Genomic DNA, 25126 nt, shown 5'->3' with positions numbered 1-25126 from the left:
CTGATAATAACTACTTGTCTTATTTTTTTCTACGTCCTCTTTATGCTAAGTTGCTCAAAGGAAAACCTTGAAGTAATTGTGGCCATAAGGGTAGTTGACTAAATTTAGATGGTATGTGATCGACTGAAGTGACAATCCCTTCCTTGTAAGGTGGTATCGTGGCCGACAAATCCAACTTTCTGTCCAGATTATTCACGCCGATAGAAGCGCCAGAGAGCTTTGTCCAGCAGCACTTAAAAGGTTATGGCTGTGTATCTACTCTGCTTATAAATGTTGTCACTAGAAGTAACCAAGATGAAATTACTGATTGTCTAGACAAGCTCTATGACTTAGTTGCATTGACTACCGCGCCTCACCCAAAACGCTTTTACTTAGAAAAGATAGAGGCGCTGAGGAAAGAGCTGACAGGTGCCGTTGGAAGGAAGGCCCTATATAAGAGGTTGGAGGTCGAAAAGATCCCCTTCTACATCCACTTTGATAGCACGTCTGTATGCTTTATAGCAAATCATGATTTTTTTTCCGGTTACACTGGCCTGCTCTTTTCTAAATATGCCAATTGCTTGTTGAAGAAAGATCAGGAGAAGTCAGATGCATATTACTCTTCAATAATGCATATATACAAGGGTAATGGGCAATACTCGAATTTTCACCGAGTTATAGGGCTGGCCCAAGCTATATTTATAGGTTTAAGTCTGAGAATGTTTAATAGGAAGGAGAACAAGCCAAATCCATTTCTCTTGGAGGAAAAGGGTTGTATAAAAGGAGATCTCGATGACATCGTGTTGGTGTCAGCTAAAGTTGAATCTAGCGAGATATCTTTCGAAAATGTTTTGAAATCTTTTATAGATAATTTTGTCAGTACTTTCGAAAGGCAGCGAGCAAATATATTGATTACCCAAGAGTTTATTCACAATATTCCGGATCAGGGTGAAAGACTGGCTGGGGTAGGAAATACGGCGTCTGGTTTCTATTTTTCTCTAAATAAACTCTCTAGGTATCAAATATACCTATTAAAAAGGTACCATATTGCATATTATGCAATGGTGCTCCTCAACCTGTTAAAAGTTGAGAAGCAAGTTACATCAAGTATTAACGAAGACTTTACATTTAGTTATTTGCCTGCTCGAGAGGTCGACTGTATTGCGACCTATTCAATCACAAGAGATGCACTGGTTTTTGTTATTAGTAAAGCTTCTGATGGTTATCATATTGAGGTTGCTGTTAATGAGGCTATTTTCTCTCTTGATAAGGTTGTTCTGTTTCTGAAATCTTTCTCTAGTGAGATTGAACTATCAGATATCTGATAGACGCTTGAAAAATGTATACTAATATTTAGGTGCGTTTAAGTTGGTCACTCATGTCAATTGCTAGCTTGCAGTAGTTGTTAGCCCAAATCGTTTGAATTCGCGATTACTAAACTCATAATAACCGGAAATCCTCTTGCAGATATATTGATAGTTTGGGTTGCTCAAATCTTTAATTTTGTTCTTCTTGCCATTGATTGTCTCTGTTAACTTTATGTTGTCCTGGTGGTAGACAATGGCTTCTTTCATAAAAATTGGCTGTACTTTGAGCTCATTGATAACTCGATAAGCCAGGTCTATGTCATCGTAACCCCAAGTTCCGTCGTATTTTTCATCAAAAAAACCAACTTTAATGACATCCTGCCTTTTAAATACCATATTACATCCATAAAAGTGCCCCCAGGGGTGTTCTGTATTCGGTAATTGCTCTATTTTCCCTAGGCGCCTATCTTTACTGAGTCCATAATTTGATGGGCTATTAAATCTAGGGCATGCGTCAAGGTACTTGCCGTCGCTGTCCATTTCTGCTGGGACAATATCTTTAGAGTGAATAAACTCCCTTATCCCGGTCATACAGATGCTAGGCCCATAATCATTGATTATTTTTTGGATCTCTGCCAGATAGTTCGGGGCGGGGATACAGTCACTATCTGTAAATATACACCACCCGTGTCTAGCAATTTTTACACCTAAGTTTCGCGCCGAGTTTAGTGCGAATGGGTCTGGTAATTGAGGTCTGAATAGTAAAGTTAAAGTAAGGTGGTTCTTAAACTGGTTGTAACATGACAGGATGTTGGGATCTTTTGAGTTGTTATCGACAATAATGATTTCAAAATTTTCCTTTGGATAGGTTTGTAAAGTGTAGCCTTGTAATAGGTTATACAGAAGGTCAGAATCATTGTAGCATGGCATAATAATACTGAATCGATCGGACATGCACCTAAACTTCCTGTTGTCTATAGCTCAAAATCATTTTAAGTGAATCAGGTGGAATATAAGGTAAGCGATAAATCGAATCCCTTTAACTTGGCGACTGGATTGATCGGCTATCAAACCTGATCCTTGCATTTTAGAGTACTTAGAGGTTTTAGCACTTTTGATAGTGAATATGAGGGTTATTGGCAGGATATATCTTTGTGCAGCTCACTTGGACATTTGCAGGTGAGGTAGTGGAAAGCTAGAGAAATAGTCTGCCATGTTATTTGACTTCTTGGTAAAGCTACCTCCTTTCAATTCATAAACTGGAACATCGAATCTCATTATATAGGGCGATATAATTAAGGCTTTTAACTTGCTCTAGTCTTTAGGGGGTGGTAAATGTCGAGAAGTGAATATTCAGGTCAATTTATTGCTCTTGGAAGGAGGAAATACCTGTTAGGGATCAGCTTGTTAATTACATCTCATGCGATAGACCGGAAGTATTGGGTGGAATTTTAACTTACCCAATAGTTTGTGTTGAATTACACGGGGGAACCTTTGAGTAAATGATTGAGGCTCAGCAAATCCCCACTAACGATGGGATAGTGCTTGGTGGAAGGCTATTCTCGCCGAGTGAGGTGCCCAAAGCCGGCATCATTATTAATTCTGCTATGGCGGTTAAGCAGAGCTACTATCGGGATTTTGCTTGTTTCTTAGCCCGGAATGGCTATTTGGTTCTTACTTATGATTACCGAGGTATCGGAAAGTCCGCTATCGAGAGTCAAAGGGACAAACGGCTGACCTTAAGAGCCTGGGGGGAGAGAGATTTGGCGGCAGTGATTGACTGGTGTAGCAAACGAGCTAAAAGCTTGGAGTGGCACTGCATTTGCCATAGTGTCGGTGGTCAAATTGTAGGTCTTGCATCAAATAACACCCGATTTGCGAGTGTGTATTGTGTTTCTTCTCAGAGCGGTTATTGGGGGCACTGGGATGCAAGGTATCAGCCAAAGCTGTTGTTTGGATGGTACTGCGCATTTCCTTTGCTATCGAATGTTTTGGGGTGGGTGCCTGGAGTACTTTGGGGGGGAGAGAACCTACCTGCAGGAATAGCTCGTGAATGGGCTTACTGGGCTCGACATAAGGATTACGTTGTCGATCAGCATGGTCTGCCGATTCGTGAGGGATTCGAGCGCTTGCAGTGTGATATGAAGTTCCTGCTAATAGATGACGATAAGGACTTTGCACCAGAGAAGGCTGTCTGTGCATTGCGAGATTTTTACTCTAATGCAAATACAGATATTGAGGTTATTCAAACCAGCTCTATTGGAAATACATCAATAGGCCACTTTGGTTTTTTCCGAAAGGAGTTCAAGGAGAGTCTTTGGCGGAACGTATTAGGTTGGCTGGACTAGTCCCTCCTGGCGTTGATACGTCCTCGTATCACAAATGATGCCTTTTTAAGCAACTCGAGTCTGTGGTCGTTAGCATGGAAAGACAAGTACTGTGTAGAGGCTTACAAGAACCAGAAGGGCCCGTCTGTCTGCCTGATGGCCGCATTTATGTCACTGAAATGGCATCTGGACGGCACTGTATAAGCCGTATTGACTTGCAGGGTCAATATCAACAAATAGGCTATCCTGCTCGGCGTCCTAATGGCATGGCAATCGATGGGTATGACAATTTATGGATTGCAGATGGAGGGGGTAAGCAGCTTGTTCGCATGGGGCTAAATGGGGATCTTATCGAATCTTATGACGGACCAGAAGATCAGCCCTACTTATGGCCCAATGATCTGGTTTTTGGTGAAAATGGCTTACTTTACATAACAGACTCCGGGATTGACCCGGATATTTTTGTTCAGGGGCAGGTGATTCGAGCTGATTGCCGATCTTGTCGCTACGATGGACAGGTATTAGAGATAGATCCTCGCAATGGAGATGTGTTGCGACAGCTTGATTCCGGATTGCGTTTTCCCAACGGTATTGCCATTGATGATCGGGGCCAGCTGTATGTAGGGGAGACTATTAGCGGCAATATCTACCGCTACGATCTCGCTTCGTTAACGCACCCCAAACGGGAGCTTTTCGGCAATGTGGTTGTTGGGGCGCCAGAGGGATTTGTCGGGCCAGATGGGATGGCTTTCGGTAGTGACGGGCGATTATATTGTGCAGTTTTTGGTCAAGGTGACATGACCGTTCTTGATGGTGGGGGAAGGGTGGCCGAACGTATACCCACCTGTGGTAAGCGACCCACGAATATAGCCTTTTGCGAAGACTCGAGAGGTGGGGCGGTAGTAACGATTCTGGATGCAGGGTGCTTAGAGTGGGTAGGAATACCGTGCCGTGGTAGGCAGCTATACCGCCCAAAGATATAGACTGAGTGGATTGTCTACCTAATGATATTGTTTAGGGTCAAATAAAAGCAGCTTCAACGTCAGTTTTTAGATTTCTGTTGTATATAGTTGCGCCATCCATGAAATTGGGAAATATCTTCTTGTTGCTGAGTCAAATAGTTTTCTCCTAATATCCCTAAAACTTGCCCGCCATTTTCTAAGACTACTTTACCCAAAGTTAGTCCCGCCGCTTCTAAATTAAGCACTTCAATTAAGTTGGCCTTGGGTAAGGACCAAATTTCAACGTTGAACCATGTTCCACCTGTGCGCACTCTCTGCATCGAAGGATATTCGCCTTTGATTGCCCACATCCGGTAAATGGCTTCTGTTTTAGCCTCCCTGACAAATGTTGCATTGTTTTGTATTAAGTTTTTATCTAACGCCAGGCCACGCATCAATGGTCCATTTACTGCGACTTCTGTATGTGTACTCATTTCGATTGTCTAAATCAAATATTTGATATTAGTGCTACTGACCGGTTTTATTACTACTCATACTCTCCGCATAAGCTCGCCAGCCATGCCACTTGGATATATCTTTCTGGTTTTGGACAATATAGTTTTCACCCAGTATGCCTAATACTTGTGTTCCATCCGCTAAAGCAACTTTACCTAAAACTAACCCTTTGGCCTCCTCCTCTAATAGATTGACCAAGTTGGCTTGCGGAATCGACCAGATCTCCAGTGTAATCCATGTGCCGCCGTTGAGAACTCTTTCCATTGCGGGGTATTTGTCTCCAATTGACCACATGCGATAGATCGACGCCGTTTTAGCCTCTCGTACAAAAGTGGCATGGTTTTTAAGCATATGTTTTTCGAGGGCGAATCCACGCATTAGCGTGCCATTAACTGCGACGTCAATAGATTCAGCATTCGCTAGTGACACCAATACCATTAAACTAGCAGCAATATATCTGAGTATCCTGAGCATTTATTTATCTCGAGTTGGCGCCTTATGAATTTAGCTTAGATATGGAGGCAAGAAGACACTAAATTATGCTTGTGCCTCCCTTATTATTTTAGAATGCTACCAGAGATATATTTTGTCGTTTATCAATAAAAACCAGTGGAAACATATTATGAACCTGACAGATTTGTTATTACCTACATATATACAACTATTGGAAGCCCTTTCTAGTTGGTTGGAAAAGGCAAAAACAGAATTTCCAGAAGATGAGTCTGAAGCCCTCCTTAAAGCGAGGCTTGCTCCAGATATGTTTCCTTTATCATCCCAAGTGCGGTTTAGTTGCTTACAGGCGCAAGAGGCAATATTTCGATTGGGGAGGCGTGCGCTTCCAGATTTTCTGGAGCAGTTGGCTCGTGAAGGGCAGGGAGCTGGTGAAAACCCCGGGTCCATTTCCGAAGCTCAAGAGCGAATTCGAGAGGCACTGGCATTTTTAAAAAGCGTTACGCCAGAAACAGTGATGGTAGCAGTGGATGAGCCTGTGACGATTAAGCTCCCGAATGGGATGACTTTCGATATGACTAATGAGCAATATGCCAGGGACTGGGCGCTACCTCAATTTTATTTCCATATCAACACGGCCTATGCAATCTTGAGAGCTCAAGGTGTTTCCTTAGGAAAAGCCGACTATGTACAGCACGCTTTTGCTTATCTCAGACCAGAGATGATTTCAGATTGCTAATGGTTAACAAAGCTAAGTTTTTCAAGTTCATAGCTGATGGAGAGGGGGACTTTGCTTTTCCCCATCTGACTTTTGTGTATTAACTCCATAAGTGTTAATTTCGACGGAGAAAGAGATTACTAGATAAAAAGTCAAACTTCTTTGTTGGTACGTTCTTCTATAGAATCCGCTCCCTTTCCGATTCTTCATACGTACGATAACAGGAAGTTTATATATGACCATCTCCCGCCGAACCTTTGTCCAGGCCATGGGTGTTGCACTTTTGACCCCCTTTACGGTCCGTTCTCTCGCGGACACTGATAGCGAAACCTATGCACGTTTTGTACTGGGCGGCACCACATTTGCTGATCAAATTGATAACGACGGAATTGTTTTTGATTTATCAGTAGCCTCGGGAGATCCCAGTCAAACTGGAGTGGTCCTTTGGACGCATATTAACCCTGATTCTTATATCGCGGGTCAGTCTTTGTATGTAGATGTCGCGCTGGATGAGGAATTTACCCAGCCAATTCTAAGTGCTGAGATTAATGCTAGTGATATCACTGCAGACCGTGATTACACCGTTAACATCGACCTGGAAGGCTACTTATCTTCTGACCAACGTTACTATTACCGCTTCAAATACGGGACTGTCAGTAGCCGCGTTGGGCGTTGTCACACACTGCCTACCGGTAGCCTAGAGAATCTAAAGATGGCTGTGGTTACCTGTCAGGATTACACCACCGGTTATTACAACGCCTACAATCATATCGCGGACGAAGATGTACATTGCGTACTGCATTTGGGTGACTTTATCTATGAATATGCCCAGTACGAAGGCTTTGAAAGCTCGATAGTGCATTCGCTCTCTCTGCCTTCTGGCGGCTCTGTTGCGATGGACCTTGAGGACTATCGTCATATTTACAGAGAGTATCGCAAGGACAAGAACCTGCAGCGAGCGATGGAAATGCACTCATTTATCATCACCTGGGATGATCATGAAACTGCAGACAATGCTTACTGGGATTACGAGCGGGATACTCTAGGTGTGCCATCTCATCCCTACCAGACCGGCGATAACAACCCTGACCAGCTGCGCCAGTTGCGTCGCGATGCTCAGCAGGCCTGGATCGAATATGTTCCAGCGCGGGTAAAAGTCGATGAATCCGCAAGCCACGCTTTTGACTACTTACAGATTTATCGTTCTTTCCAGTTCGGTGACTTGGTTGATCTGTATATGACAGATAGCCGCACCTATAGAACCAAGGAGCCGTGCAAGGATGGTACAGCTTGGGAAAACTATTGGTGCACAGATTATGAAGAAGATACCCAAACCATGCTGGGTAAGACTCAGAGGGATTGGCTGATTGATGGAGTTGTTAACTCCAGTGCCCGCTGGAAAGTGTGGGGGAACCAGACTTTGCTGGCACAATTGGCTGGTACTATCCTGGGGCGTTCGCTTGTGTACGCTAATTACGATGCCTGGGATGGTTACCAGTGGGAGCGGGAAAAAATCCTGTCATCTGTTAAGGACAGCAATGTCGATAACTTTGTAGTGCTGACAGGGGACCTCCATTCCAGTATCGCTTCATACCTGAAAGTTGATTTCAGCAAAATTAGCAATTGGGACTACGACAACCTTGTCGGCGTTGAACTGATGACCCCTTCCATATCTTCTCCCAATATGAACGATACGATTGAGAAAGGTATTGATGTTGGCAGTGTGTTTACATCACTGCTAAATGGCGGGGTTCAGGTCAATAACCCACATATCAAAGATTTTGTTAGTAATATCTATGGATATGCAGTGATCGAATTCAATGTCAATGAATTAAACTGGACCGTATACAACATCGATAAGAAGAGTGATAACCCGGATACCGAAAAAGCGGTATATAAGAAGTTTAATTATGAGCCTGTTGGCATGTGGTTAACCGAAAAGTAGCTGGTTCCCAGTCAATATGAAGTTGTGGGGCGCTTGCCCCCAACTTCACAAGACTCCACTATTTCTATCCCTTCTTCATCATATCTAGCTTGTACGAGTAAGAAAGTCCTTCCCCGGTAGCAAAACTAATAAGCCAATGAACACGCATTTGATATATGCCTGCGGGTCATCTATACCCGACGATGGGCACAATGCTGTATCTGGCGTTGGGGCGCTCTTGATAGATCAAGACATCAAGTAAAAGGATATTACTTTGCTGCAAGAATCTTACCCTTACTACCTGGCCAATGAAGCAGTGCATGCCAACACCGATCTGGAAGTTACTGACAAGTATTCAGGGAAACTAGCTACCCGGGTTGCAATGGCTGATGCCAAGGTTATTGACAGTGCCATCGACTGGGCGCTTTTGGCAGAAAAACCGATGGCTAATTTGCCGTCTTACAACCGCCAGGAAGTTTTACAGCATTGTGTTGTACGTTTTCGTGAAAGGTTTGAAGAGCTGGCCGAAGCGCTGTGTATTGAAGCTGGTAAGCCAATTCATGATTCACGGGGCGAGGTACTGCGTTTAATCGATACATTTCATGTGGCTGCTGAAGAGGCAGTGCGTATCAATGGCGAGATTATCAATCTTGAGATATCCAAGCGCTCACGGGGTTATCGCGGATATATCAGACGAGTGCCGGTGGGCGCATGCTCATTTATATCGCCGTTCAATTTCCCTTTGAACCTTGCCGCTCACAAGGTGGCACCTGCCATCGCGGCTGGATGTCCCTTTGTACTGAAACCTGCAAGCCGGACACCTATTGGGGCATTGATTATCGCTGAAGTCCTTGCGGAGACTCAGTTACCGAAGGGCGCTTTCTCTGTATTGCCCTGCCATAGAGAGGGAGCAGAGCTGTTTACAGTGGATGACCGATTTAAGCTGCTGAGCTTTACTGGCTCACCTGCTGTGGGCTGGGACCTAAAGGCCAGGGCGGGACGAAAGAAAGTGGTTTTGGAGTTGGGGGGTAATGCAGCCTGTGTTATCGATAGAGATACAGATCTTGATGATGCTGTAGAGAGGTTAATTTTTGGTGCCTTTTATCAGTCGGGTCAAAGCTGTATCGGCGTCCAGAGGATCTATGGACATTGCAGTCTATATGAAGACCTGAAGCGACGTCTGGTTGAGCGTACCAAAAAGCTTAAGAAAGGCGATCCTCGATCAGAAGATACATTTATTGGCCCAATGATTTCTGAGGGAGAGGCTACCCGCTTGCATTCCTGGGTGGAAGAGGGGGTTCAAGCAGGGGGAACCCTGCTTTGTGGAGGCACACGAGATGGCGCCATGCTTGATCCAACGCTATTGGAAAACGTGCCCCATGACTGCTCCATTGTGCAGCAGGAGGCATTTGGTCCAGTTGCAATTCTGGAGCCTTTCGATAGCTTTGATGATGTTTTAGACAAGGTGAATGACAGTGCCTTTGGTCTGCAGGCTGGCATATTCACTCGTGACCTTTACAAATCCCAGCAAGCCTGGGATACCTTGGAGGTGGGTGGTGTGGTTATTGGTGATGTACCCAGCTGGCGGGTAGATAATATGCCCTATGGTGGTGTTAAGGATTCGGGTCTTGGTCGGGAGGGGGTACGTTGGGCTATTGCGGATATGACCGAGGAGAGGCTGATGGTGGTGCGAACTCCAGGGTAGGGATTTAGAGCTTTCCTTTTTAATCGAGTCATTTAATTGCAGAGTGGAATGAAAAACTAAATCTTATTTCTGGTATATACCGATTGTGATATTGTAGATCTATCAATTTAATTTAACGCAGTAATTGGTACGCTATATATGTTTTCTTTCCTCTTTTGCCCCCCTGTTTATTATTTCTCAATTTGCTAAGTTTCTTAGAAGTCTTCATGGTGATGGAGTCTACTGGTTCTGATAATAATTAAAGTTGTACAAGGTTTTTATTCATGGAAGATCAGCTTAAGAAGAAAGCTAAGATAACACCAAGATCCCTACTGTTTTTCACTTTTTATCAAGTTGTATTTATCAGTTTTCTATATCCTTGGGTGCTTTCGCCAATATTTGATAATGTCAGAATGTTAAATTGGTATCCAATGGATGCTCAACTGCTTGACGTTGATATGGAAATTTACGAGAGTGAAGATGGTACACAGAAACAGGTTGTAGCTAGCTATGAGTACTCTATAAATGGAAAGACCTATTGGAATAATCGGGTCGATATACACTCAAAGCCAAACGATACCGAGCTTGCTAGCTATCATACAACTATGTATAGATTGCTCCAGAAACATATAAAGCAGGGGAGCATATTTAGCGGCTGGTATAACCCAAGAGATCCATATGATTCAGTGCTAGACAAAAACATACGGTGGTCGGAGATAATTATTCCTGGATTGGTATGTTTTGTGTTTATTTTTATAGGGTTTGTCGTTTATCTGGCCTATATTTTTCGAGAGCAGGAAAAGAGCCCCGATGTGGTCAGAAGAACACCATGGTTAGCAAAAAGTAAGTGGAAACCTGAAGGGATACAGTCAGAAACCAAAAAAGATATAAGAGGGCAGCTTTTGGGAGGCACGCTAGCAGCTTTATTGGGTGTGATTTTTGGCTATGTGGGGATGATGCTTATACTAAATAGAGCTTATAGTGGCCTGTTCTTTATAGTAATTGGGATGGTTGGTTTCTATGTGATGTTCAAGTCAGTTAGTAGTTGGCTTAGATTCAAGTCGATTGGAGATGTCTTCGTTACTATTACACCTTTCCCTGGCCAGATAGGTGGAAAAGTATCTGGATATATTCAATTTCCTCCACTGCTAGCAATAAGAGATAAATCTATACGTATATTGCTAAAGCAATCCAAAATTGTTACAAAGCGTACGGCTAATAGCAATAATAAAAGGGAGTTTGTAAACTGGGAAGCAGTTACTTTCGGCAAGCTGAAGGTTACTAAATTAGGAACTCGCATATATTTTAGTTTCAATGCTCCTGATGACTTGCCTGAATCCAATACAGATGTCTACTGTGGAGATGGGGAATATTGGTTCTTAAATGTTAGTGGAGAGATACCTGGGGATCACTTTGAAAGACGGTATGAGCTCCCAGTGTTTAAAGGAAGCCTTTCAACGAAAGCTAAAACTACTGAAAAAGAGCAAGACAGAAATTTCGGAAGAGATAGAGTGCAAGTAATGCTGGCAAAACGCTAATTACCGTGCCTGTGGGTGAGCCAGTTAAGAATTTTTCTGGAGAACTGTCAAGGAGAGTTGAAATGGAAATATGTGGAGCTACAACAATAATAAGGCAAAGGCCAATTCTTTATGATTTTTGTTTGTGGATGATGGGGGCGTCTCTCCTTATTGTAATCATTGCCAGTGTGATTTCCATTATAAAAGCTGAGTTTTATCTTTTTGCATTTGGGGTTGCATTCTTGATCTTTGCTTTGGCGATTCCGACAATATTTTCGATGAAGGAGGTACACATCACGCGAGACTATTTGATTCGAAAAAATATTCGCTTTGGCATTCTCCGAGATATTGAGCAGGTACGGCGTAACTCAGTTAATGAGTTAGTGACTAAAAGTACTGGATACACAATTTATGTAGGAGGCCAGGCTCGAAAATACTACAACCTATTTGCCAAAAGTGAGTGTGGACGGGATATTTTGATCGCAGATTTTATTCCTGGTTTTGGAGTAGTTGAACAATTACGAAAAAGAGTGAGCCTAATAATTGGGCGGCGAGCGCGCCAAGCTAAAAAGAGCCCTAGTAGGCTTGATTCATTAGAGAAAGGTTAGCAGGCGGAAATATGAGTAAGTTTAGTAGGTTCTATTTTTCTTTCAACCCTTACTTATTTAGCATCGCAGGGATATTCTTTAGCTTTGCTTTTGCGGCATTTCTCTATGAAGTTGTTGGTCCTGTCCGGGATTTGCTTAAGATGCATAGTTGGAAGTCAATGTCAGCAGAGATACTCGAAGTTGAATTGGCAGAGAGTTGGGGAAATGGAGGTTCAGTAAGTTATCGAACTTTCTCAGCATATGAATTCATAGTAGATGATAAGGCTTACTGGAACAATCGAGTGGGTATCAATGATCGTTTTGAGAGCCTTGGGCAATACCAGATACATATTTACCATAGATTGAACAATGCCAAAGAGAGAGGTCTTCTAGTTGAGGGGTGGTATAACCCCAAAAATCCATCTGAAGCCGTGATTGATCGAAACTTGAGATGGATGCAAGTACTACCCTTGATCTTCTTTTGCTTGCCCGTAATGATTTTCGCACTCATGGTTATGGGTGCTTCAGTAACGCGAAAAAGAGATGCCGATATCGACCTGGAATCAATTGATTTCCTGTTTAAAGAAGAATGGAGGAAGAGCGGGATTTTATCGATAGAGCATAGAAGTCAATTGTTTATGTGGCTATTGTTCATGCTCCTGAGCGCTCCGGTTATTACTTGCATATATGTTGCCATTGATAAGCTAACTAGAGGGGTATACGATCTTGAAATAATAATGGCGTTGTTTTTTTCAACATCTCTATTGATTGCGCTTTATCGCCCTCTTAAGAGTAATATACAGCAGCTTCGATATGGGAGAGTGCCTTTGGTGCTAGTTCCATTTCCCGGTATCCTGGGACGTACTCTTTCTGGATACTTGCAGTTTCCGAGCGAAATTGATGCTAGCAAACACAACTTTCAGTTTTCACTTCAACAAGTAAACACATATGAGAGTGGTTTGGGTGAAAACACTAATCTTCAGAATTCTGTCAACTGGGAAGCTGGGGGGATAGGTCATCTAGAGTTGGTCGATAATTGTTCAAGAGTCTATTTTGCAATTCAAATCGCAGATGACTTACCCCAGTCAATAATTGAGGGGTATATTGGAGATTGGTGGCGGCTTAAGGTCAAGGGCGGCATGTCAGGAACTTGGTTTAATCGAACCTACGAAGTTCCAATTTTCAGTGAGGGCTATGAGGTTCAAGAGGCTGATGTGTTTAGTTCTGAGGTTTTGGTTAAAGTCCCACTTGGGCGAGAGAAGTTGGACTACTCTGAAGATCTGAAAAAACTTGTATCGATCGAAAGGTTAGATACCGGTTACCAGATCCGGCAGAAAATTTTCACCACGGTACCCACCGTAATTCAGTTCGTTGGTGGGCTGATCGTGTCTGCTGTTGGATTGGTATTAGTATTTACCCACGTACCATTTATTTTCGCTGCTATCTTTGCGATAGCTGGGTTACTTCCTATTAATTCTGCATTAAAAAGGACGGTCAGATTCTATCAAACATATATAGGAGAAAGTAAGATTACTTGCCTTTTCTCTTGGATGTGGGCGAAGCATGAACAAAAGGTATTCGAGAAGTCAAAGATAGTTGGCGTCTATATGAAAAAATATACCGGTTATAAAGGTAGGGACGACAGGAAAAAGGAGTACTTTGATTTTTACCTTGTTGTTGATAACGGGAATAAAGTGAAAATAATATCAGACTTGCTGGGAGAGCAGGTGGCTAATCTGCTGCTTGAGCGAATTGAAGATTTAACTAATCTAAAGTCAATCAGTGAGCTTGAGCTCCTCTCTCTTGAGCATAAAAGAAAACTTGAGGCCTGAACTCATCTCTCTGCGGGTATCCTGCTTACTATATACCCCTCCGATTTTAGCTGTAATGAGTCCTTAAAACTGCGCTTCTCATTTGAGAATTTATTCTCAATGCTGAAATAAGGAGCTTGGTCAAGACTATAGAGGTCACCCAGTATTTTCCCGGGCTTTCAAGAGCAGTAATAATTGCTTGGAAGTGGTGATGCATTCTGATGGCAATAACTGGACGTCATGGCAGGAGTCGTTTTCTGTGCGTGGCGCCAATAATTGCCGGTGGTTCCCTAAAAAACCTTAATGATGATTTCCACCTCCCTGGAAGATGATATGAAAGCGTTTTCTCCTCTTGCTAGTGCAATCACAATGATAGTTTGCGGTTCAGCTATTGCTGATAGTAATGTCACCGTAGTCACCCAAATAGGCATGGGTAACCTTGCCACCCCGAATCAAAGTGACCCAGCAACAATGAATAGCCTGATTGAAATTACGCAGAATGGAGACTTTAATCAGTCTGCTCCTATACAGACAGCTGGGACTCAGAGCGCAATTGTTATCCACTCTCAGACAGGGACCTCAAATACTGCATTGACTTTACTGCAGCAGAATAGTGATTCCACACAGATTACAGCAGTCCAGCAAGGCAGTATGAATGATGTTGATATGCAGCAAATTGATTCTCAGTTTAGCATTACACTTATTCAGCAAAGTGGAGATTCTAATGGCTTTAGCGGTGGTCAAACGGCATCAGTCAGTGACACCATTACAGTAGTACAAGTAGGTGACTCTAACTTTGCCGCCAGTTCTCACTCAGATAGTTCATTGAATACCGCCACTACATTGCAAACTGGAAACTCGAATGACTCGGTGACGGTACAGTTCACGGGAGATTTTAATACTGTTTTCGTTAATCAAATTGGAGATGTCAATGAAAGTGAAGTTCTGACATTGAATAATTCAAGTAATAATACTGCTGCTGTATTCCAATCAGGAGTTCAGAATAGAGTTGGGATTGACCAGGACATGGCAGATTTCAGTAGTGCCACTAGCAGCCAAATGGGTACGCTTAATTTGGCTTTTATCGATCAAACAAGTTCATTCAATAGCGCTAGCCAAACACAAATTGGGCTCTCAAATCTCCATGAGATTGATCAAGCTACCTCAGGTAATACTGCTTCAGCTTTTCAATCAGGAAGCAATAATATGGGAATGATTTTGCAGTAACCGAATGATTTCCTCATGGGCTTATTTGCTTGGAATAGGCTTGATAGTAATTCTACGGTTATTATGTAAATTGAGTTACGGTTTCAAGATTGCTTGTAGCCAAGTGCCTTGAATCTGGTGGTTGAGCTACAGTAACTCATTTTGGCTAAGTAGCTCTGAAGACCGTTCTGATTTTAGTGAATTCTCCAGCGCTCTAGTTTGACTGTTGTTGATCGGGGTGCATTTCGAGCAAGTATACTTACACGAAATGCGAAGGATGATATAAGTTAGAACTTTGTACGAGTCTTTAGGGTTGCAAAATAATCAAGAGAGATTCGATATAGTGCCGGATCTACGATGTATTGAAAAAGGCCTGGCAGACTGATAGAACTCGGTAGGGCCGCTTCAGGTATTGGAGCATTCTCTTGCACATAAATTAATTTGAATGTGCTTGATTGAAAAAGCCTCCATGAAACCGAAGATGTTCCTCAATAAAGCTGGCGATAAAGTAATAGCTGTGGTCATAACCGGAATGGCGGCGAAGTTGGAGCGGGTAGTTACTTGCTTTGGCAGCCGCTTCGAGCATCTCGGGTTTCAGCTGTTCAACAAGAAAGCTATCGGCTTCCCCTTGATCCACCAACATCGGCACAGGCTTCTCGACACTTTTGAGTAGTTCGCTGCTGTCGTAGCCGCGCCAACTATCCCGATCTTTGCCTAAATAGGTTTCAAAGGCTTTTTGTCCCCACGGACACTGAGAAGGGTTGCTAATGGGGCTGAAGGCTGATGCGGAAACATAACTTGCCGGATTGCGTAGGGCGATCATCAGTGCACCATGGCCACCCATTGAATGTCCTGCAATGGCGCGCTCTGTTGTTACAGGGAAGGTGGTCTCGATAAGTGCCGGCAGTTCTTCCACCACATAATCATACATGTGGTAGTGCCGACTCCAGGGCGCTTGGGTGGCGTTGATATAAAATCCAGCACCTTGCCCCAGATCATAGGCTTCATCATCGGCAACAGATTCTCCACGGGGACTGGTGTCGGGAACAACGATGGCTATCCCCAGTTCGGAGGCAATCCGCTGGGCTCCTGCCTTTTGCATAAAATTCTCATCGGTACAGGTCAGACCTGACAGCCAGTAGAGCACCGGAACCTTGTGCATTTGTGAAGCTTGCGGTGGCAAATAAATAGCAAAACGCATTTTGCAGTTAAGTGACTGAGAGTCGTGAAGGTATTGCTTGTGCCAGCCGCCAAAACTCCGGTTGGCACTGATATTTTCAATAGACATGATGGATAGCCCTAATTGGACCACCGCCAAGAGATGGCCCAATTGATCATTGCTGGTTATTGATCGAAGTGAATGACGGTGCGGATACTTTCGCCTTTATGTAACAGATCGAAAGATTTATTGATGTCATCCAGGCTCATGGTGTGGGTGATAAAGTCGTTGAGCTGGAATTCGCCATTCAGATAGCGCTCTACGTAGTCTGGTAATTCGGAGCGTCCTTTAACTCCGCCGAATGCGGAACCGCGCCAGACTCGGCCAGTTACCAGCTGGAATGGGCGGGTGGAGATCTCCTGGCCGGCACCAGCTACACCGATAATGACCGATTCACCCCAGCCCTTGTGGCAGCACTCCAGAGCGGAGCGCATCACATTGACGTTGCCGATACATTCGAAGGAATAATCCACACCGCCCTCGGTGAGTTCGACAATGACTTCTTGAATTGGCTTATCGTAGTTGTTGGGGTTGATGCAGTCCGTCGCCCCCAGTTTGCGGGCTAATTCAAACTTGCTTTCATTGATATCGATGGCAATGATTCGTGAAGCTTTTGCCATGGTGGCGCCGATAATCGCCGAAAGACCGATACCCCCAAGGCCAAAGATCGCAACGGTATCGCCTTCTTGAACTTTGGCGGTGTTCATCACAGCGCCCATACCAGTAGTGACACCACAACCCAGCAGGCAGACTTCCTCTAACGGCGCAGCCGGATTTACTTTTGCCAGCGAAATCTCTGGCAATACGGTGTACTCCGAAAATGTAGAGCAGCCCATATAGTGATAGATGGGCTTGCCATCTTTATAGAAGCGTGTGGTGCCGTCAGGCATCAGGCCTTGGCCCTGAGTTTCACGGATCTTTTGGCAGAGGTTCGTCTTGCCGGATTTGCAAAATTTACACTCACCACATTCTGGGGTGTACAGAGGGATAACATGATCACCCTCTTTGACACTGGTAACCCCTTCACCGACCTGCACGACAATACCGCCACCTTCATGGCCCAAAATACAGGGGAATTTGCCTTCCGGGTCGTCGCCAGACAAGGTGAAAGCGTCGGTGTGACACACTCCCGATGCAATGACCTTGATCAATACTTCACCAGCCTTTGGCAGCATGACATCCACTTCTTCGACCGATAACGGTTGGCCAGGCCCCCAAGCGATGGCGGCCTTCGACTTGATAAATTGTTCAGACATAAGATTACTCGCTGTTAAACCATGTCATTCAGGGCCTGTAGTTGGCTGGCCCCGCTGTGACGACTGGGGAGCCATTATATTGATTACAGAATTGATTATAATTGGGTGTTTTTGAAACTTACTTTTACATATTTGCAATAATGAAAGACTGGGAAGGCATTACGGAGTTCGTTTATGTCGCTGAAAGCGAGAGCTTTACCCTCGCAGCGCAGCGGCTGGCTATTTCCACCGCTAAAGTCAGCCGCCAAGTCAGTGCTTTGGAGAGCCGCTTGAATGTCAAACTGCTATATCGAACCACGCGCAAGGTGTCACTGACACAAGAAGGTACGCTGTTTTACCAGCATTGCCGGGGGGTGCTCGATGGGCTGGAAGCGGCGGAACGAGCAGTAACTCAATTACAGAGCCACCCACAGGGCAAAATCAAACTGACGGCACCGGTCACTTATGCTGAAAAGAAGGTTGCACCACTGATCAATGATTTTGTGATTCAAAACCCCAAGATTGAGGTCAATGCCTATTTCACCAACCGCCAGGTTGACCTTATAGATGAGGGTTACGATATCGCCATACGCCTGGGTAAGTTGCAGGACTCAACCTTGATGGCAAGAAAGTTGGCGGACCGGCGAATTCATCTGTGCGCCTCACCGGATTATCTTGAAGAGCACGGGACCCCGCACTCATTGTCGGAATTGAACAGGCATAACTGCCTGCTGGGTACACTGGATTACTGGCGATTCAATACCAAGGATGGAGAAAAAAACCTTAGGGTCAAAGGTAGCCTTCGCTACAACAACGGCGGGGCGCTTTTAGATGCTGCGCTTAAAGGCCTGGGGGTTGTGCAGTTGCCCGATTACTACGTCGAGCAATATATCGCTGAAGGAAAATTAATCACCCTCTTAAGTGATCTCGAAGATAGGGATGAAGGGGTATACGCAGTTTACCCCGGCAATCGATATATCGCGCCGAAAGTCAGGCTGCTGATTGATTATCTAGCCGAGTATCTCACTTGAGAAAAGGGAGGAGGCAGATTAAGGGTTTGGTGTAGTAAAGGGTTCACAGTGATTTATTGCTAGTGGAGGTGGTTTTTTAAAATTGTTGGCTTACCCACGTGCTGCAGAATTCCGCAATCCGCTTCCATTTTGGCTCCAGCATTAAATAGTGACCATAACCTTCTGCCCGGTAGAAGGTGGTATTTTTACCTTGCCGCTCCGCGATTAACTGTGCTGTGGAAGGGGGGATTGCCAGGTCATCGGTTCCCGAAACCATTAAAGTGGGGCAATTGATTTTTTGATAGTCAATTCTGGTTGTTTTATTGCTGTCAAAAATCCAGAAGAACAATTCAAATAGGACTTGCCCAGATTCAGGACCCAATCGATCGAAGACCTTGTGCTGGTCGTCTGGATTAAGTTTATTCAACCCGAATTTCGCCATTGTTGCGAAATCCGGTAACAGGATATCATTCCAAAATTCACTTGCAGCCATAAACAACTTGCCCAGCGCACTCTCTTCTTCTGTGGTGGGCAGTATTCCCCAGTTTACGCTTCCGTTAAGCAACACGATTGCCCGTGCCAAATCCATAGTTGCCAATTTTTGTGCAATAACACCGCCCAGGGAGTGGCCGACTACAACAGGTTTTTGATTTAAAGATTGTACAAATGCCCGGATGTCATCAACGTAGTCGGCAATACTCAGTCCTTTAAGGTGTTGCTGATTTTGTTCTGACTTAAGATCTTCATGGTAGCGGTAGCTTGGGCTGTGACAATAGAATCCTTCCTCTTCAAAATGCTGGTGGAAGTTCTCCATTGTCCAGGGGCCGGCATTGGTTCCGTGGATAAAGACGAGAGGGGTATCCAAAGCCAGCTCCCGGTTTTTCAAGGCTTCCTTAGACTTTAGATGCGAGGATGTCCGCAGTCATAATTTGTGGTTCTGATACGAGCAGTTCATCCGCTTTGCCAAGCAATGCTGCAGCGATCTTGCCGTTAAGATGTGCAGTTAAGCCGTCTTCATCGCTAAACGTGTCGAAAATAGCAAATCGCGTAGCGTTGATTTGTACGGCATACCAGCTCAGGGTTCCTTGCTCTTCCACAGCGAGCGGTTGGGCTGAGGTGAGCAGCGCCTTTACCTCATCAGCCTTATCCGCTTTGGCGTCGATCAGTGCCACGATGGCCAGCTTAGCTTCAGTCATTGTTTTCTCTCACGTTGTTTGGTGATGAGTATCCTAGGGGAAGCTCAGGCTTGACTATCAGTGTCCAAAAAGACAATGATCAGACAAAATTCGCCACTTTGAGGATTTATGGCCCAGATAGTCATCTTATCTATGCCGGGAGTTTTGCCGTCGGCTCTGGCTGGCGTTCAAGATATGTTTGCCCTGGGTGGCCTCCGCTTATCTGAAAGCCAGCACTCCCTGGACCCTGCCTATCAACAGTCCTGGTCCCCCGAAATCCTGGTCGCCAGTTCTGATGGGGCCGACATTATAGACGGGCAGGGCAGGTACTTTGCTGTAAGTCATGGGGTATCACAAATATTCAGTTGCGAAGCCGTGATAGTCCCCGGATTTATGCCCAACCAGTTTGGTGTGCCTCCTGAAAAGTTACTGGACCAGCCGACTTGCGAATGGTTGCGAACCCAATATAGGCGCGGGGCGATTATCGCGGGTTCCTGTAGTGGCGTTTTAGCGCTGGGTGAAGCGGGTCTGCTAAATGGACGACAGTGCACAACCACCTGGTGGTTACACAATGAGTTGAAATCCCGCTTTAGCAATGCCTGCCCGCTATGGGCCAGTGGACTGTTAGTAGATGAAAATATAGTGACAGCGGGTGGCCCTTTATCTTGGGTAGATGTGACTCTACAAGTGATCAAGATGCTAGCTGGCGATGAAGTCGCTACCAAAGTTGCTGATCTCGCCGTTGTGGACTCCCACCCGCGTTCGCAAACTTTGCATGTACCAAAAGGCTACCAGGTATCAAAAGAGCAGTTTCTGGTAGATGCAGAGAATGTGGTTCGGCAATATTTCGGTCAACAGTTAAGCAGCCAGTTATTGGCAAAAGAACTGTCGATATCTGAGCGAACATTACACCGGCGTCTAAAACAATTAACAGGCCAAGCGCCTAAGCAATTCATTGATAGCGTCCGTATGGAATACGCACGCAGCCTTTTACTAAACCCAGCCAATAAAGTTGCCAGTGTTGCGCAAGAATTAGGCTATTCCGATGATGCAGTATTCCGACGTGTATTTAAGTCACATGTGGGTATGAGTCCCAGTCAATTTAGGCAGAAATATCAGAAAAGCTGATTTTTTTGGTGATAGAAGTCAGCGCCCCAGGTTCCTGGAAAAAGCCAAGCTAATTTGGCGGTAGATAGACATTCACCGTCTGTGCAATCTCCTGCGATAGTTCTTTCCCAAATAAGCAGGTGACGAGTTCAAAAGCGAACTCGATAGCGGTCCCGGGTGATTGGCTGGTTACTAAATTCCGGTCGACCACCACTCTCTGATCACTGGTTTCCTTCACATATTGACTAAGTTCACTGCGAAAAGTCTTGTAACAAGTGGCCTTGAAATTGGTAATTAACCCTTGCCGACCAAGAACGATTACCGGAGCAGTACAAATTGCCCCTAGCCAGCGACCCGATTCCAGTTGCTCTCGGATGAGCTTTATTAGGGGGGCTGAGTTATGCATTTGCTCGGCACCTTCCTTGCCGCCTGGCAGGGCTATTAGATCCCACGTAGAGTCCAAACAATCCTCTATGGAGCAGGGGGCTTCAATAACAAGGTTACGCAGGGTAGTTATACGCCTACTTGGCATAATCGATGCTAAGGCAAGCTCTGCATCCGTGCGGCTCAAAATATCGTAGATGGCAATGGTTTCGATATCCTCATTACCATCGGCGAGGGGAATCAATATGTTGGGCATTGATATAACTCCAAATTATTTAGATTATCTATACGCTTTTAAAACTAAAAATATACCTTTGTATCTTTCGTCTTTAATAATTTATAGCTAATGTGCATTGCGAAAATGTTTGTGCCAATTTGAATGCTATTTGAGTTGGATAAGGATTGCTGGTGTAAGTCAAACTAAATTGTAGTTGAGCAGCTGTATTTAGCTGATTTTTGTACCATTTATATGGCTGACTATCATTTAAAGGCAGAACTAAAGGTGATTTTTAATTGTTTCATCATTAATGACATGAGTGGACTTATTCTTAAGGGGGGGGTTAAATGCAAGAATAGAATGCAAACCACTCATATTAGGAGTATGCAATATAATAACCATAACTGCCAAAATGTTCGAAGTGCCAAAGTTTTTGGTACGGTTAATACAATTTGATACTTGAGGCCCTTAAAGAAATATAAGCTTTTATCTGATAGTATTAAACATTTAAAGTCAAAGTGATTTTGTTTCGTGGAACTAGGCAATTAAACCTTTGGGTCGACCATGCCGGCAGTTCTGTTATTCCTTTATATCTAATAAGTTGGGGCAGTTATGAATTGCATCTACAAGCAAGTACTTGTGATTTTAGCCGTTTTTCTTGTATCTGCATGCGGCGGCAGTGGCGGCGGAGATGGTGACGGTAATACGGGTGGTGGATCCAGTTTTCGAATCACAGAGGAGAATGCCAATGTGGTTGCTTCACAAGCCATGGACTCAACTGCCACTATATTAAAGCTTGGAATACAGCTACAAGAAGCTCTTGATGCCACAATTCTATCTGGAGAGGAAAGTCATGAGTTTTACTGTGACGGTTCTGGAAGTATCTCCATTGATGTGGTGAGCGAAGCAGAGGTGCTTGTAAAATTTAACAGTTGCGAGAACTCGCAGCTAGAGATTGGATTTAGTGGGCAGGCTGAGTTAATCCCCGAATCTGTATATTCTAATTCTGCTCAAGAAGTTTTCTTTCAAGGACGGGTCAATATTGATGAGGATTTAAGTTTACATGATAACACCTACGTATCTGTACTAGGTAGCTTCACCCTCGGTTTACAGGCAACCTGGTACGGTGATGTTATTGATGTGAAACATATTTCTGAGAACCCACTCAAACTAAGAGATGAGTCAAACAGTATTACTTTTTCCAAGATAGAGGCAAATATTGAATATGACCTAGATCAAGGTTTAAACATGTGGCCTAGGTCAAACTTCTTTGGCGAATATTCTGTGAAGTTAAATAGTAGTTTACTAGGAGGCGAGATCAGTTGTGATACCAAAGAGCCATATGGTATGGGAGCGTGGAATCCGAAAGATTTTGAAATTTATTGTTCTGACAGTAACCCTGATGTTTTGCTTCTTAGTGAGGGGTATGCTGGAGGGACTATGGATGTATCAATTCTTGACGCAGACAGCCAGGAGTATCGCCCAGTTTTAGGCATGTACTGGAATGAGTTTGAATCAGTTTATGAGTATCAACCTGGATTCCCTCAACCAACCTTTGAAGTTCCTGGACTCCCATCTATTGAATTCAGTATGGATATCAATGATGCGGTTTACGCCTCGAGTTCGGGCTATTTTTATATAGCCATACCTGACAATGGGTCAGAGTATGCCAATCACTTGATAGAGTATGAGCTATCGTCAATGAGTATCACCCGTAGTCTTGCACTAAAGGGGGAGGCTGGTCCGCTGGCAATATCTGGTGATGGAGCAATTTTGTATCTGGGTTATATTAATTTTCCTGAAGTGCAGCGTGTAGATCTTTCTGATTTTACCCTATCAACTTTACTTGATTTGGGAGAAGAGGATGGGAGACTGCATTACCCACGCAATATAACAGTATCTCCATCTGCTAACGATACGGTTGCTGTTACGACTTACCAACTAGAATTTGACTCGGATAGTAAATATTCGGCAAAAATAAAATTTTTCCGAGATGGGGTTGAGCAATCGGTTGTGGGAGACTGGTTTTCTAGTCCAACACGAATCACTTTTGATGAGGATGGAAGCAGATTAATTGCATACACAGATGATTCAACCGCCTATGATATTGACGTTTTTTCGGTCGGTATAAATGGGTTGGATCATGTATTGAACTTAAAAGATTATGCAAGTGGACCTTCCGACATTCTTATGTATGACGGGGCTCTTTACAATGGAATTGGAACTGTAGTTAATCCAGACTCCGGGGAATTGTATGGTAGAAATTCAGTTGTTAACGGATATGACAATGAGGAATATCGAAAGCTTGCGCCTTTGATTACACCGGGTGGTGAATATACCTATATATTTGCTAAATATCTTGAGATATATGACCGGGATCGATATACCTACTTGGGAGTATTCGATCCAGGTGTAGAAGGTAAATTTCTACGTTTAATTAACATTAATGATAACAAATTTGCTTTCGTAACTGATGCTGGAGTTAAGATATTTAGTCATGAGGATGTTCCAGTTGATCGAGATGCGAATTGTGGGCAATATTTTATTCCCGATATGAGAGTTGATCTCGATATTAGCTTTTCCGGTTGTTTGTTCGGTGATGCAGCCTACAGTGCAGAGTATGATAAAATTTATGCATCAATTCCGGGAGTTGCAGGTGTCAATGGTAATTCTATAGCTGTTATAAATAGAGAAACACTGAATTTTGAAAAATATATACCTGTTGGTTCTGAACCCTACGAACTTGAAATAAGTAAGAATGACAAATTCCTTTACATTTCTTATCTGGGTACGAATAAATACTCTGTACTTAATTTAAACGATTTATCCCTCGAAATGAATGTAGACCTGGGAACAAGGGGTAACTATTCTGGACCAATTTTTGCTGGTGATCTAGAACCTTTCCCTACAGATGAAGGCAGTGTGCTTGTTTCTACAGCCAGGCAAGGGTATACCACAGACTTTGAAGGAATGGAGGTATATGTGGATGGCATTAAACTATCGACAGGATCAAGTGATATTCCTGCTGGAATCCGTGCAAATCGAATCCGTTTTGCAAGTGATAATTTAGTATTTGGTTATAATACTGATAGTACCGGTTTTGAAGTGAGCGAATTCAAGGTTGATTCTAGTGGAGTCACCTTCGTCAATGAGTATGATGATCTAATTTGGGGATTTCCAAATGAAATCGCTTATTCTTCCGAGAGACTATATAGCTCTCTTGGATATGTGATTAATACTGATTCCATGGAGCTAGTTGGACAGATGGAAGGCTTGTCGACAGATAATTGGACACGCCATCATTTTGTAATTGATGAAAACCGGGGAGTGATGTATTTGTATGCATCAATGTTGACATCTGCCAATGATCCAGCACTCAAGGTGTTTAGTCTGGATACATTTGAAGAGTTAGCTTCAGTAAAAATGCCAACATTTGCGATTCTTCTGGGGGAAGGCAGGGCGCTCATTGATCTTAATGAAGATGAATTACTTGTCGTGCTTGGGGGTGTTATGTACAAAATTAATAAGGATGATATTTTACATTAAACAAGAAAATGGGCCCGGCAGGGCCCATTTTAGTTACACTGAATAAAAATTAAGTACCTTATACTAGAGTACGCTGCATCCGATATCTTCAATCTTCCATTTTTTAGTGACTGTGCTGCCACATTGCGCTTAATGACACTGCCGGCCCAGTTGGTATGTACTTCCGGACCTTTGGCGATATCCAGACCGCGAACTGTCACCTCGGTGGCCAGCAGAATTGAGGCGCTCAGGCAATTGCGAGTCTCAGTGTTGCTCCCTTTCCCCTA

At 43.9% G+C, this 25126-nt stretch carries 21 protein-coding genes; 13 read left to right on the top strand and 8 right to left on the bottom strand.

Annotated elements, in window-relative coordinates:
* The first annotated feature begins 158 nt into the window (after nt 1-158).
* Nucleotides 159-1304 (top strand): hypothetical protein, encoded by a 1146-nt coding sequence (locus ACJJI4_RS09940; RefSeq protein WP_444927947.1) that lies wholly within the window; start codon nt 159-161, stop codon nt 1302-1304.
* A 63-nt stretch (nt 1305-1367) separates the two neighbouring features.
* Here the strand turns inward: ACJJI4_RS09940 and ACJJI4_RS09935 are convergent, their stop codons facing one another.
* Nucleotides 1368-2240: a glycosyltransferase family 2 protein gene (locus tag ACJJI4_RS09935; protein WP_444927946.1), complete on the bottom strand. Its 873-nt coding sequence runs from the start codon at nt 2238-2240 to the stop codon at nt 1368-1370.
* A gap of 548 nt (nt 2241-2788) precedes the next feature.
* Here ACJJI4_RS09935 and ACJJI4_RS09930 point away from each other — a divergent pair.
* Together ACJJI4_RS09930 and ACJJI4_RS09925 are read left to right on the top strand one after the other, a co-directional pair.
* The gene (locus ACJJI4_RS09930; protein WP_444927945.1) at nt 2789-3634 is read left to right on the top strand and encodes an alpha/beta hydrolase family protein; all 846 of its coding nucleotides are present in this window, start codon (nt 2789-2791) and stop codon (nt 3632-3634) included.
* Nucleotides 3635-3708: 74 nt separating this feature from the next.
* Nucleotides 3709-4596 (top strand): SMP-30/gluconolactonase/LRE family protein, encoded by an 888-nt coding sequence (locus tag ACJJI4_RS09925; protein ID WP_444927944.1) that lies wholly within the window; start codon nt 3709-3711, stop codon nt 4594-4596.
* Between the two features lie 59 nt (nt 4597-4655).
* On the opposite strand, the gene ACJJI4_RS09920 is transcribed toward ACJJI4_RS09925, so the two are convergent.
* Entirely contained in the window at nt 4656-5048 is a 393-nt protein-coding gene (locus ACJJI4_RS09920; RefSeq protein WP_444927943.1) for an allophanate hydrolase-related protein, read from the bottom strand.
* Nucleotides 5049-5082: 34 nt separating this feature from the next.
* A complete protein-coding gene (locus ACJJI4_RS09915) occupies nt 5083-5544 on the bottom strand; it encodes an allophanate hydrolase-related protein (RefSeq protein ID WP_444908188.1) in 462 nt (153 codons plus the stop codon).
* A gap of 148 nt (nt 5545-5692) precedes the next feature.
* Between ACJJI4_RS09915 and ACJJI4_RS09910 the strand changes: the two genes are divergently transcribed.
* The 7 genes from ACJJI4_RS09910 to ACJJI4_RS09880 all read left to right on the top strand — a co-directional run bounded on the left by ACJJI4_RS09910 (nt 5693) and on the right by ACJJI4_RS09880 (nt 14988).
* Complete coding sequence (locus tag ACJJI4_RS09910; protein WP_444927942.1) at nt 5693-6259, top strand: DUF1993 domain-containing protein; 567 nt, start codon at nt 5693-5695, stop codon at nt 6257-6259.
* A 214-nt stretch (nt 6260-6473) separates the two neighbouring features.
* A complete protein-coding gene (locus tag ACJJI4_RS09905) occupies nt 6474-8183 on the top strand; it encodes an alkaline phosphatase D family protein (RefSeq protein ID WP_413662096.1) in 1710 nt (569 codons plus the stop codon).
* Between the two features lie 253 nt (nt 8184-8436).
* Complete coding sequence (locus tag ACJJI4_RS09900) at nt 8437-9867, top strand: aldehyde dehydrogenase family protein (protein WP_444927941.1); 1431 nt, start codon at nt 8437-8439, stop codon at nt 9865-9867.
* A 263-nt stretch (nt 9868-10130) separates the two neighbouring features.
* Nucleotides 10131-11384 carry a DUF3592 domain-containing protein gene (locus tag ACJJI4_RS09895; protein WP_444927940.1) on the top strand — a complete coding sequence of 418 codons (1254 nt, stop codon included), beginning with the start codon at nt 10131-10133 and terminating at the stop codon, nt 11382-11384.
* Nucleotides 11385-11446: 62 nt separating this feature from the next.
* Entirely contained in the window at nt 11447-11971 is a 525-nt protein-coding gene (locus tag ACJJI4_RS09890) for a hypothetical protein (RefSeq protein ID WP_444927939.1), read from the top strand.
* An 11-nt stretch (nt 11972-11982) separates the two neighbouring features.
* Nucleotides 11983-13782 (top strand): DUF3592 domain-containing protein, encoded by a 1800-nt coding sequence (locus tag ACJJI4_RS09885; RefSeq protein ID WP_444927938.1) that lies wholly within the window; start codon nt 11983-11985, stop codon nt 13780-13782.
* 312 nt (nt 13783-14094) lie between these two features.
* The gene (locus tag ACJJI4_RS09880; RefSeq protein ID WP_444927937.1) at nt 14095-14988 is read left to right on the top strand and encodes a hypothetical protein; all 894 of its coding nucleotides are present in this window, start codon (nt 14095-14097) and stop codon (nt 14986-14988) included.
* A gap of 415 nt (nt 14989-15403) precedes the next feature.
* Here the strand turns inward: ACJJI4_RS09880 and fghA are convergent, their stop codons facing one another.
* On the bottom strand, nt 15404-16255 hold the full coding sequence (fghA, locus tag ACJJI4_RS09875) for an S-formylglutathione hydrolase (protein ID WP_444927936.1): 852 nt from the start codon (nt 16253-16255) through the stop codon (nt 15404-15406).
* Nucleotides 16256-16311: 56 nt separating this feature from the next.
* Nucleotides 16312-17442 carry an S-(hydroxymethyl)glutathione dehydrogenase/class III alcohol dehydrogenase gene (locus tag ACJJI4_RS09870; protein ID WP_282932909.1) on the bottom strand — a complete coding sequence of 377 codons (1131 nt, stop codon included), beginning with the start codon at nt 17440-17442 and terminating at the stop codon, nt 16312-16314.
* A 140-nt stretch (nt 17443-17582) separates the two neighbouring features.
* On the opposite strand from ACJJI4_RS09870, the gene ACJJI4_RS09865 reads away from it, so the two are divergent.
* Complete coding sequence (locus tag ACJJI4_RS09865) at nt 17583-18452, top strand: LysR family transcriptional regulator (protein WP_444927935.1); 870 nt, start codon at nt 17583-17585, stop codon at nt 18450-18452.
* Nucleotides 18453-18528: 76 nt separating this feature from the next.
* Here ACJJI4_RS09865 and ACJJI4_RS09860 read toward each other — a convergent pair whose 3' ends face one another.
* A complete protein-coding gene (locus ACJJI4_RS09860; RefSeq protein ID WP_444927934.1) occupies nt 18529-19296 on the bottom strand; it encodes an alpha/beta hydrolase in 768 nt (255 codons plus the stop codon).
* A 28-nt stretch (nt 19297-19324) separates the two neighbouring features.
* On the bottom strand, nt 19325-19627 hold the full coding sequence (locus ACJJI4_RS09855) for a putative quinol monooxygenase (protein ID WP_444927933.1): 303 nt from the start codon (nt 19625-19627) through the stop codon (nt 19325-19327).
* Between the two features lie 108 nt (nt 19628-19735).
* Between ACJJI4_RS09855 and ACJJI4_RS09850 the strand changes: the two genes are divergently transcribed.
* Nucleotides 19736-20734, top strand: coding sequence for a GlxA family transcriptional regulator (locus ACJJI4_RS09850; RefSeq protein ID WP_444927932.1), 999 nt, complete (start codon nt 19736-19738; stop codon nt 20732-20734).
* A gap of 49 nt (nt 20735-20783) precedes the next feature.
* Here the strand turns inward: ACJJI4_RS09850 and ACJJI4_RS09845 are convergent, their stop codons facing one another.
* A complete protein-coding gene (locus ACJJI4_RS09845; RefSeq protein WP_444927931.1) occupies nt 20784-21353 on the bottom strand; it encodes a DJ-1 family glyoxalase III in 570 nt (189 codons plus the stop codon).
* Nucleotides 21354-21926: 573 nt separating this feature from the next.
* Between ACJJI4_RS09845 and ACJJI4_RS09840 the strand changes: the two genes are divergently transcribed.
* Nucleotides 21927-24860 carry a YncE family protein gene (locus tag ACJJI4_RS09840; protein ID WP_444927930.1) on the top strand — a complete coding sequence of 978 codons (2934 nt, stop codon included), beginning with the start codon at nt 21927-21929 and terminating at the stop codon, nt 24858-24860.
* Nucleotides 24861-25126: the final 266 nt, after the last annotated feature.

Source organism: Microbulbifer maximicatervae (SeqCode) (assembly GCF_052467305.1).
The sequence above is the reverse complement of the archived record's forward strand: the minus strand, read 5'-3'. Positions and strand labels throughout refer to the sequence as shown.

Excerpts from the sequence above, each read along its gene's own strand:
- ACJJI4_RS09935 (WP_444927946.1), bottom strand. The coding sequence starts at position 2,240 with ATGTCCGATCGATTCAGTATTATTATGCCATGCTACAATGATTCTGAC.
- ACJJI4_RS09930 (WP_444927945.1), top strand. The coding sequence starts at position 2,789 with ATGATTGAGGCTCAGCAAATCCCCACTAACGATGGGATAGTGCTTGGT.
- ACJJI4_RS09925 (WP_444927944.1), top strand. The coding sequence starts at position 3,709 with ATGGAAAGACAAGTACTGTGTAGAGGCTTACAAGAACCAGAAGGGCCC.
- ACJJI4_RS09920 (WP_444927943.1), bottom strand. The coding sequence starts at position 5,048 with ATGAGTACACATACAGAAGTCGCAGTAAATGGACCATTGATGCGTGGC.
- ACJJI4_RS09915 (WP_444908188.1), bottom strand. The coding sequence starts at position 5,544 with ATGCTCAGGATACTCAGATATATTGCTGCTAGTTTAATGGTATTGGTG.
- ACJJI4_RS09910 (WP_444927942.1), top strand. The coding sequence starts at position 5,693 with ATGAACCTGACAGATTTGTTATTACCTACATATATACAACTATTGGAA.
- ACJJI4_RS09905 (WP_413662096.1), top strand. The coding sequence starts at position 6,474 with ATGACCATCTCCCGCCGAACCTTTGTCCAGGCCATGGGTGTTGCACTT.
- ACJJI4_RS09895 (WP_444927940.1), top strand. The coding sequence starts at position 10,131 with ATGGAAGATCAGCTTAAGAAGAAAGCTAAGATAACACCAAGATCCCTA.
- ACJJI4_RS09890 (WP_444927939.1), top strand. The coding sequence starts at position 11,447 with ATGGAAATATGTGGAGCTACAACAATAATAAGGCAAAGGCCAATTCTT.
- ACJJI4_RS09885 (WP_444927938.1), top strand. The coding sequence starts at position 11,983 with ATGAGTAAGTTTAGTAGGTTCTATTTTTCTTTCAACCCTTACTTATTT.
- ACJJI4_RS09880 (WP_444927937.1), top strand. The coding sequence starts at position 14,095 with ATGAAAGCGTTTTCTCCTCTTGCTAGTGCAATCACAATGATAGTTTGC.
- fghA (WP_444927936.1), bottom strand. The coding sequence starts at position 16,255 with ATGTCTATTGAAAATATCAGTGCCAACCGGAGTTTTGGCGGCTGGCAC.
- ACJJI4_RS09870 (WP_282932909.1), bottom strand. The coding sequence starts at position 17,442 with ATGTCTGAACAATTTATCAAGTCGAAGGCCGCCATCGCTTGGGGGCCT.
- ACJJI4_RS09865 (WP_444927935.1), top strand. The coding sequence starts at position 17,583 with ATGAAAGACTGGGAAGGCATTACGGAGTTCGTTTATGTCGCTGAAAGC.
- ACJJI4_RS09855 (WP_444927933.1), bottom strand. The coding sequence starts at position 19,627 with ATGACTGAAGCTAAGCTGGCCATCGTGGCACTGATCGACGCCAAAGCG.
- ACJJI4_RS09850 (WP_444927932.1), top strand. The coding sequence starts at position 19,736 with ATGGCCCAGATAGTCATCTTATCTATGCCGGGAGTTTTGCCGTCGGCT.
- ACJJI4_RS09845 (WP_444927931.1), bottom strand. The coding sequence starts at position 21,353 with ATGCCCAACATATTGATTCCCCTCGCCGATGGTAATGAGGATATCGAA.
- ACJJI4_RS09840 (WP_444927930.1), top strand. The coding sequence starts at position 21,927 with ATGAATTGCATCTACAAGCAAGTACTTGTGATTTTAGCCGTTTTTCTT.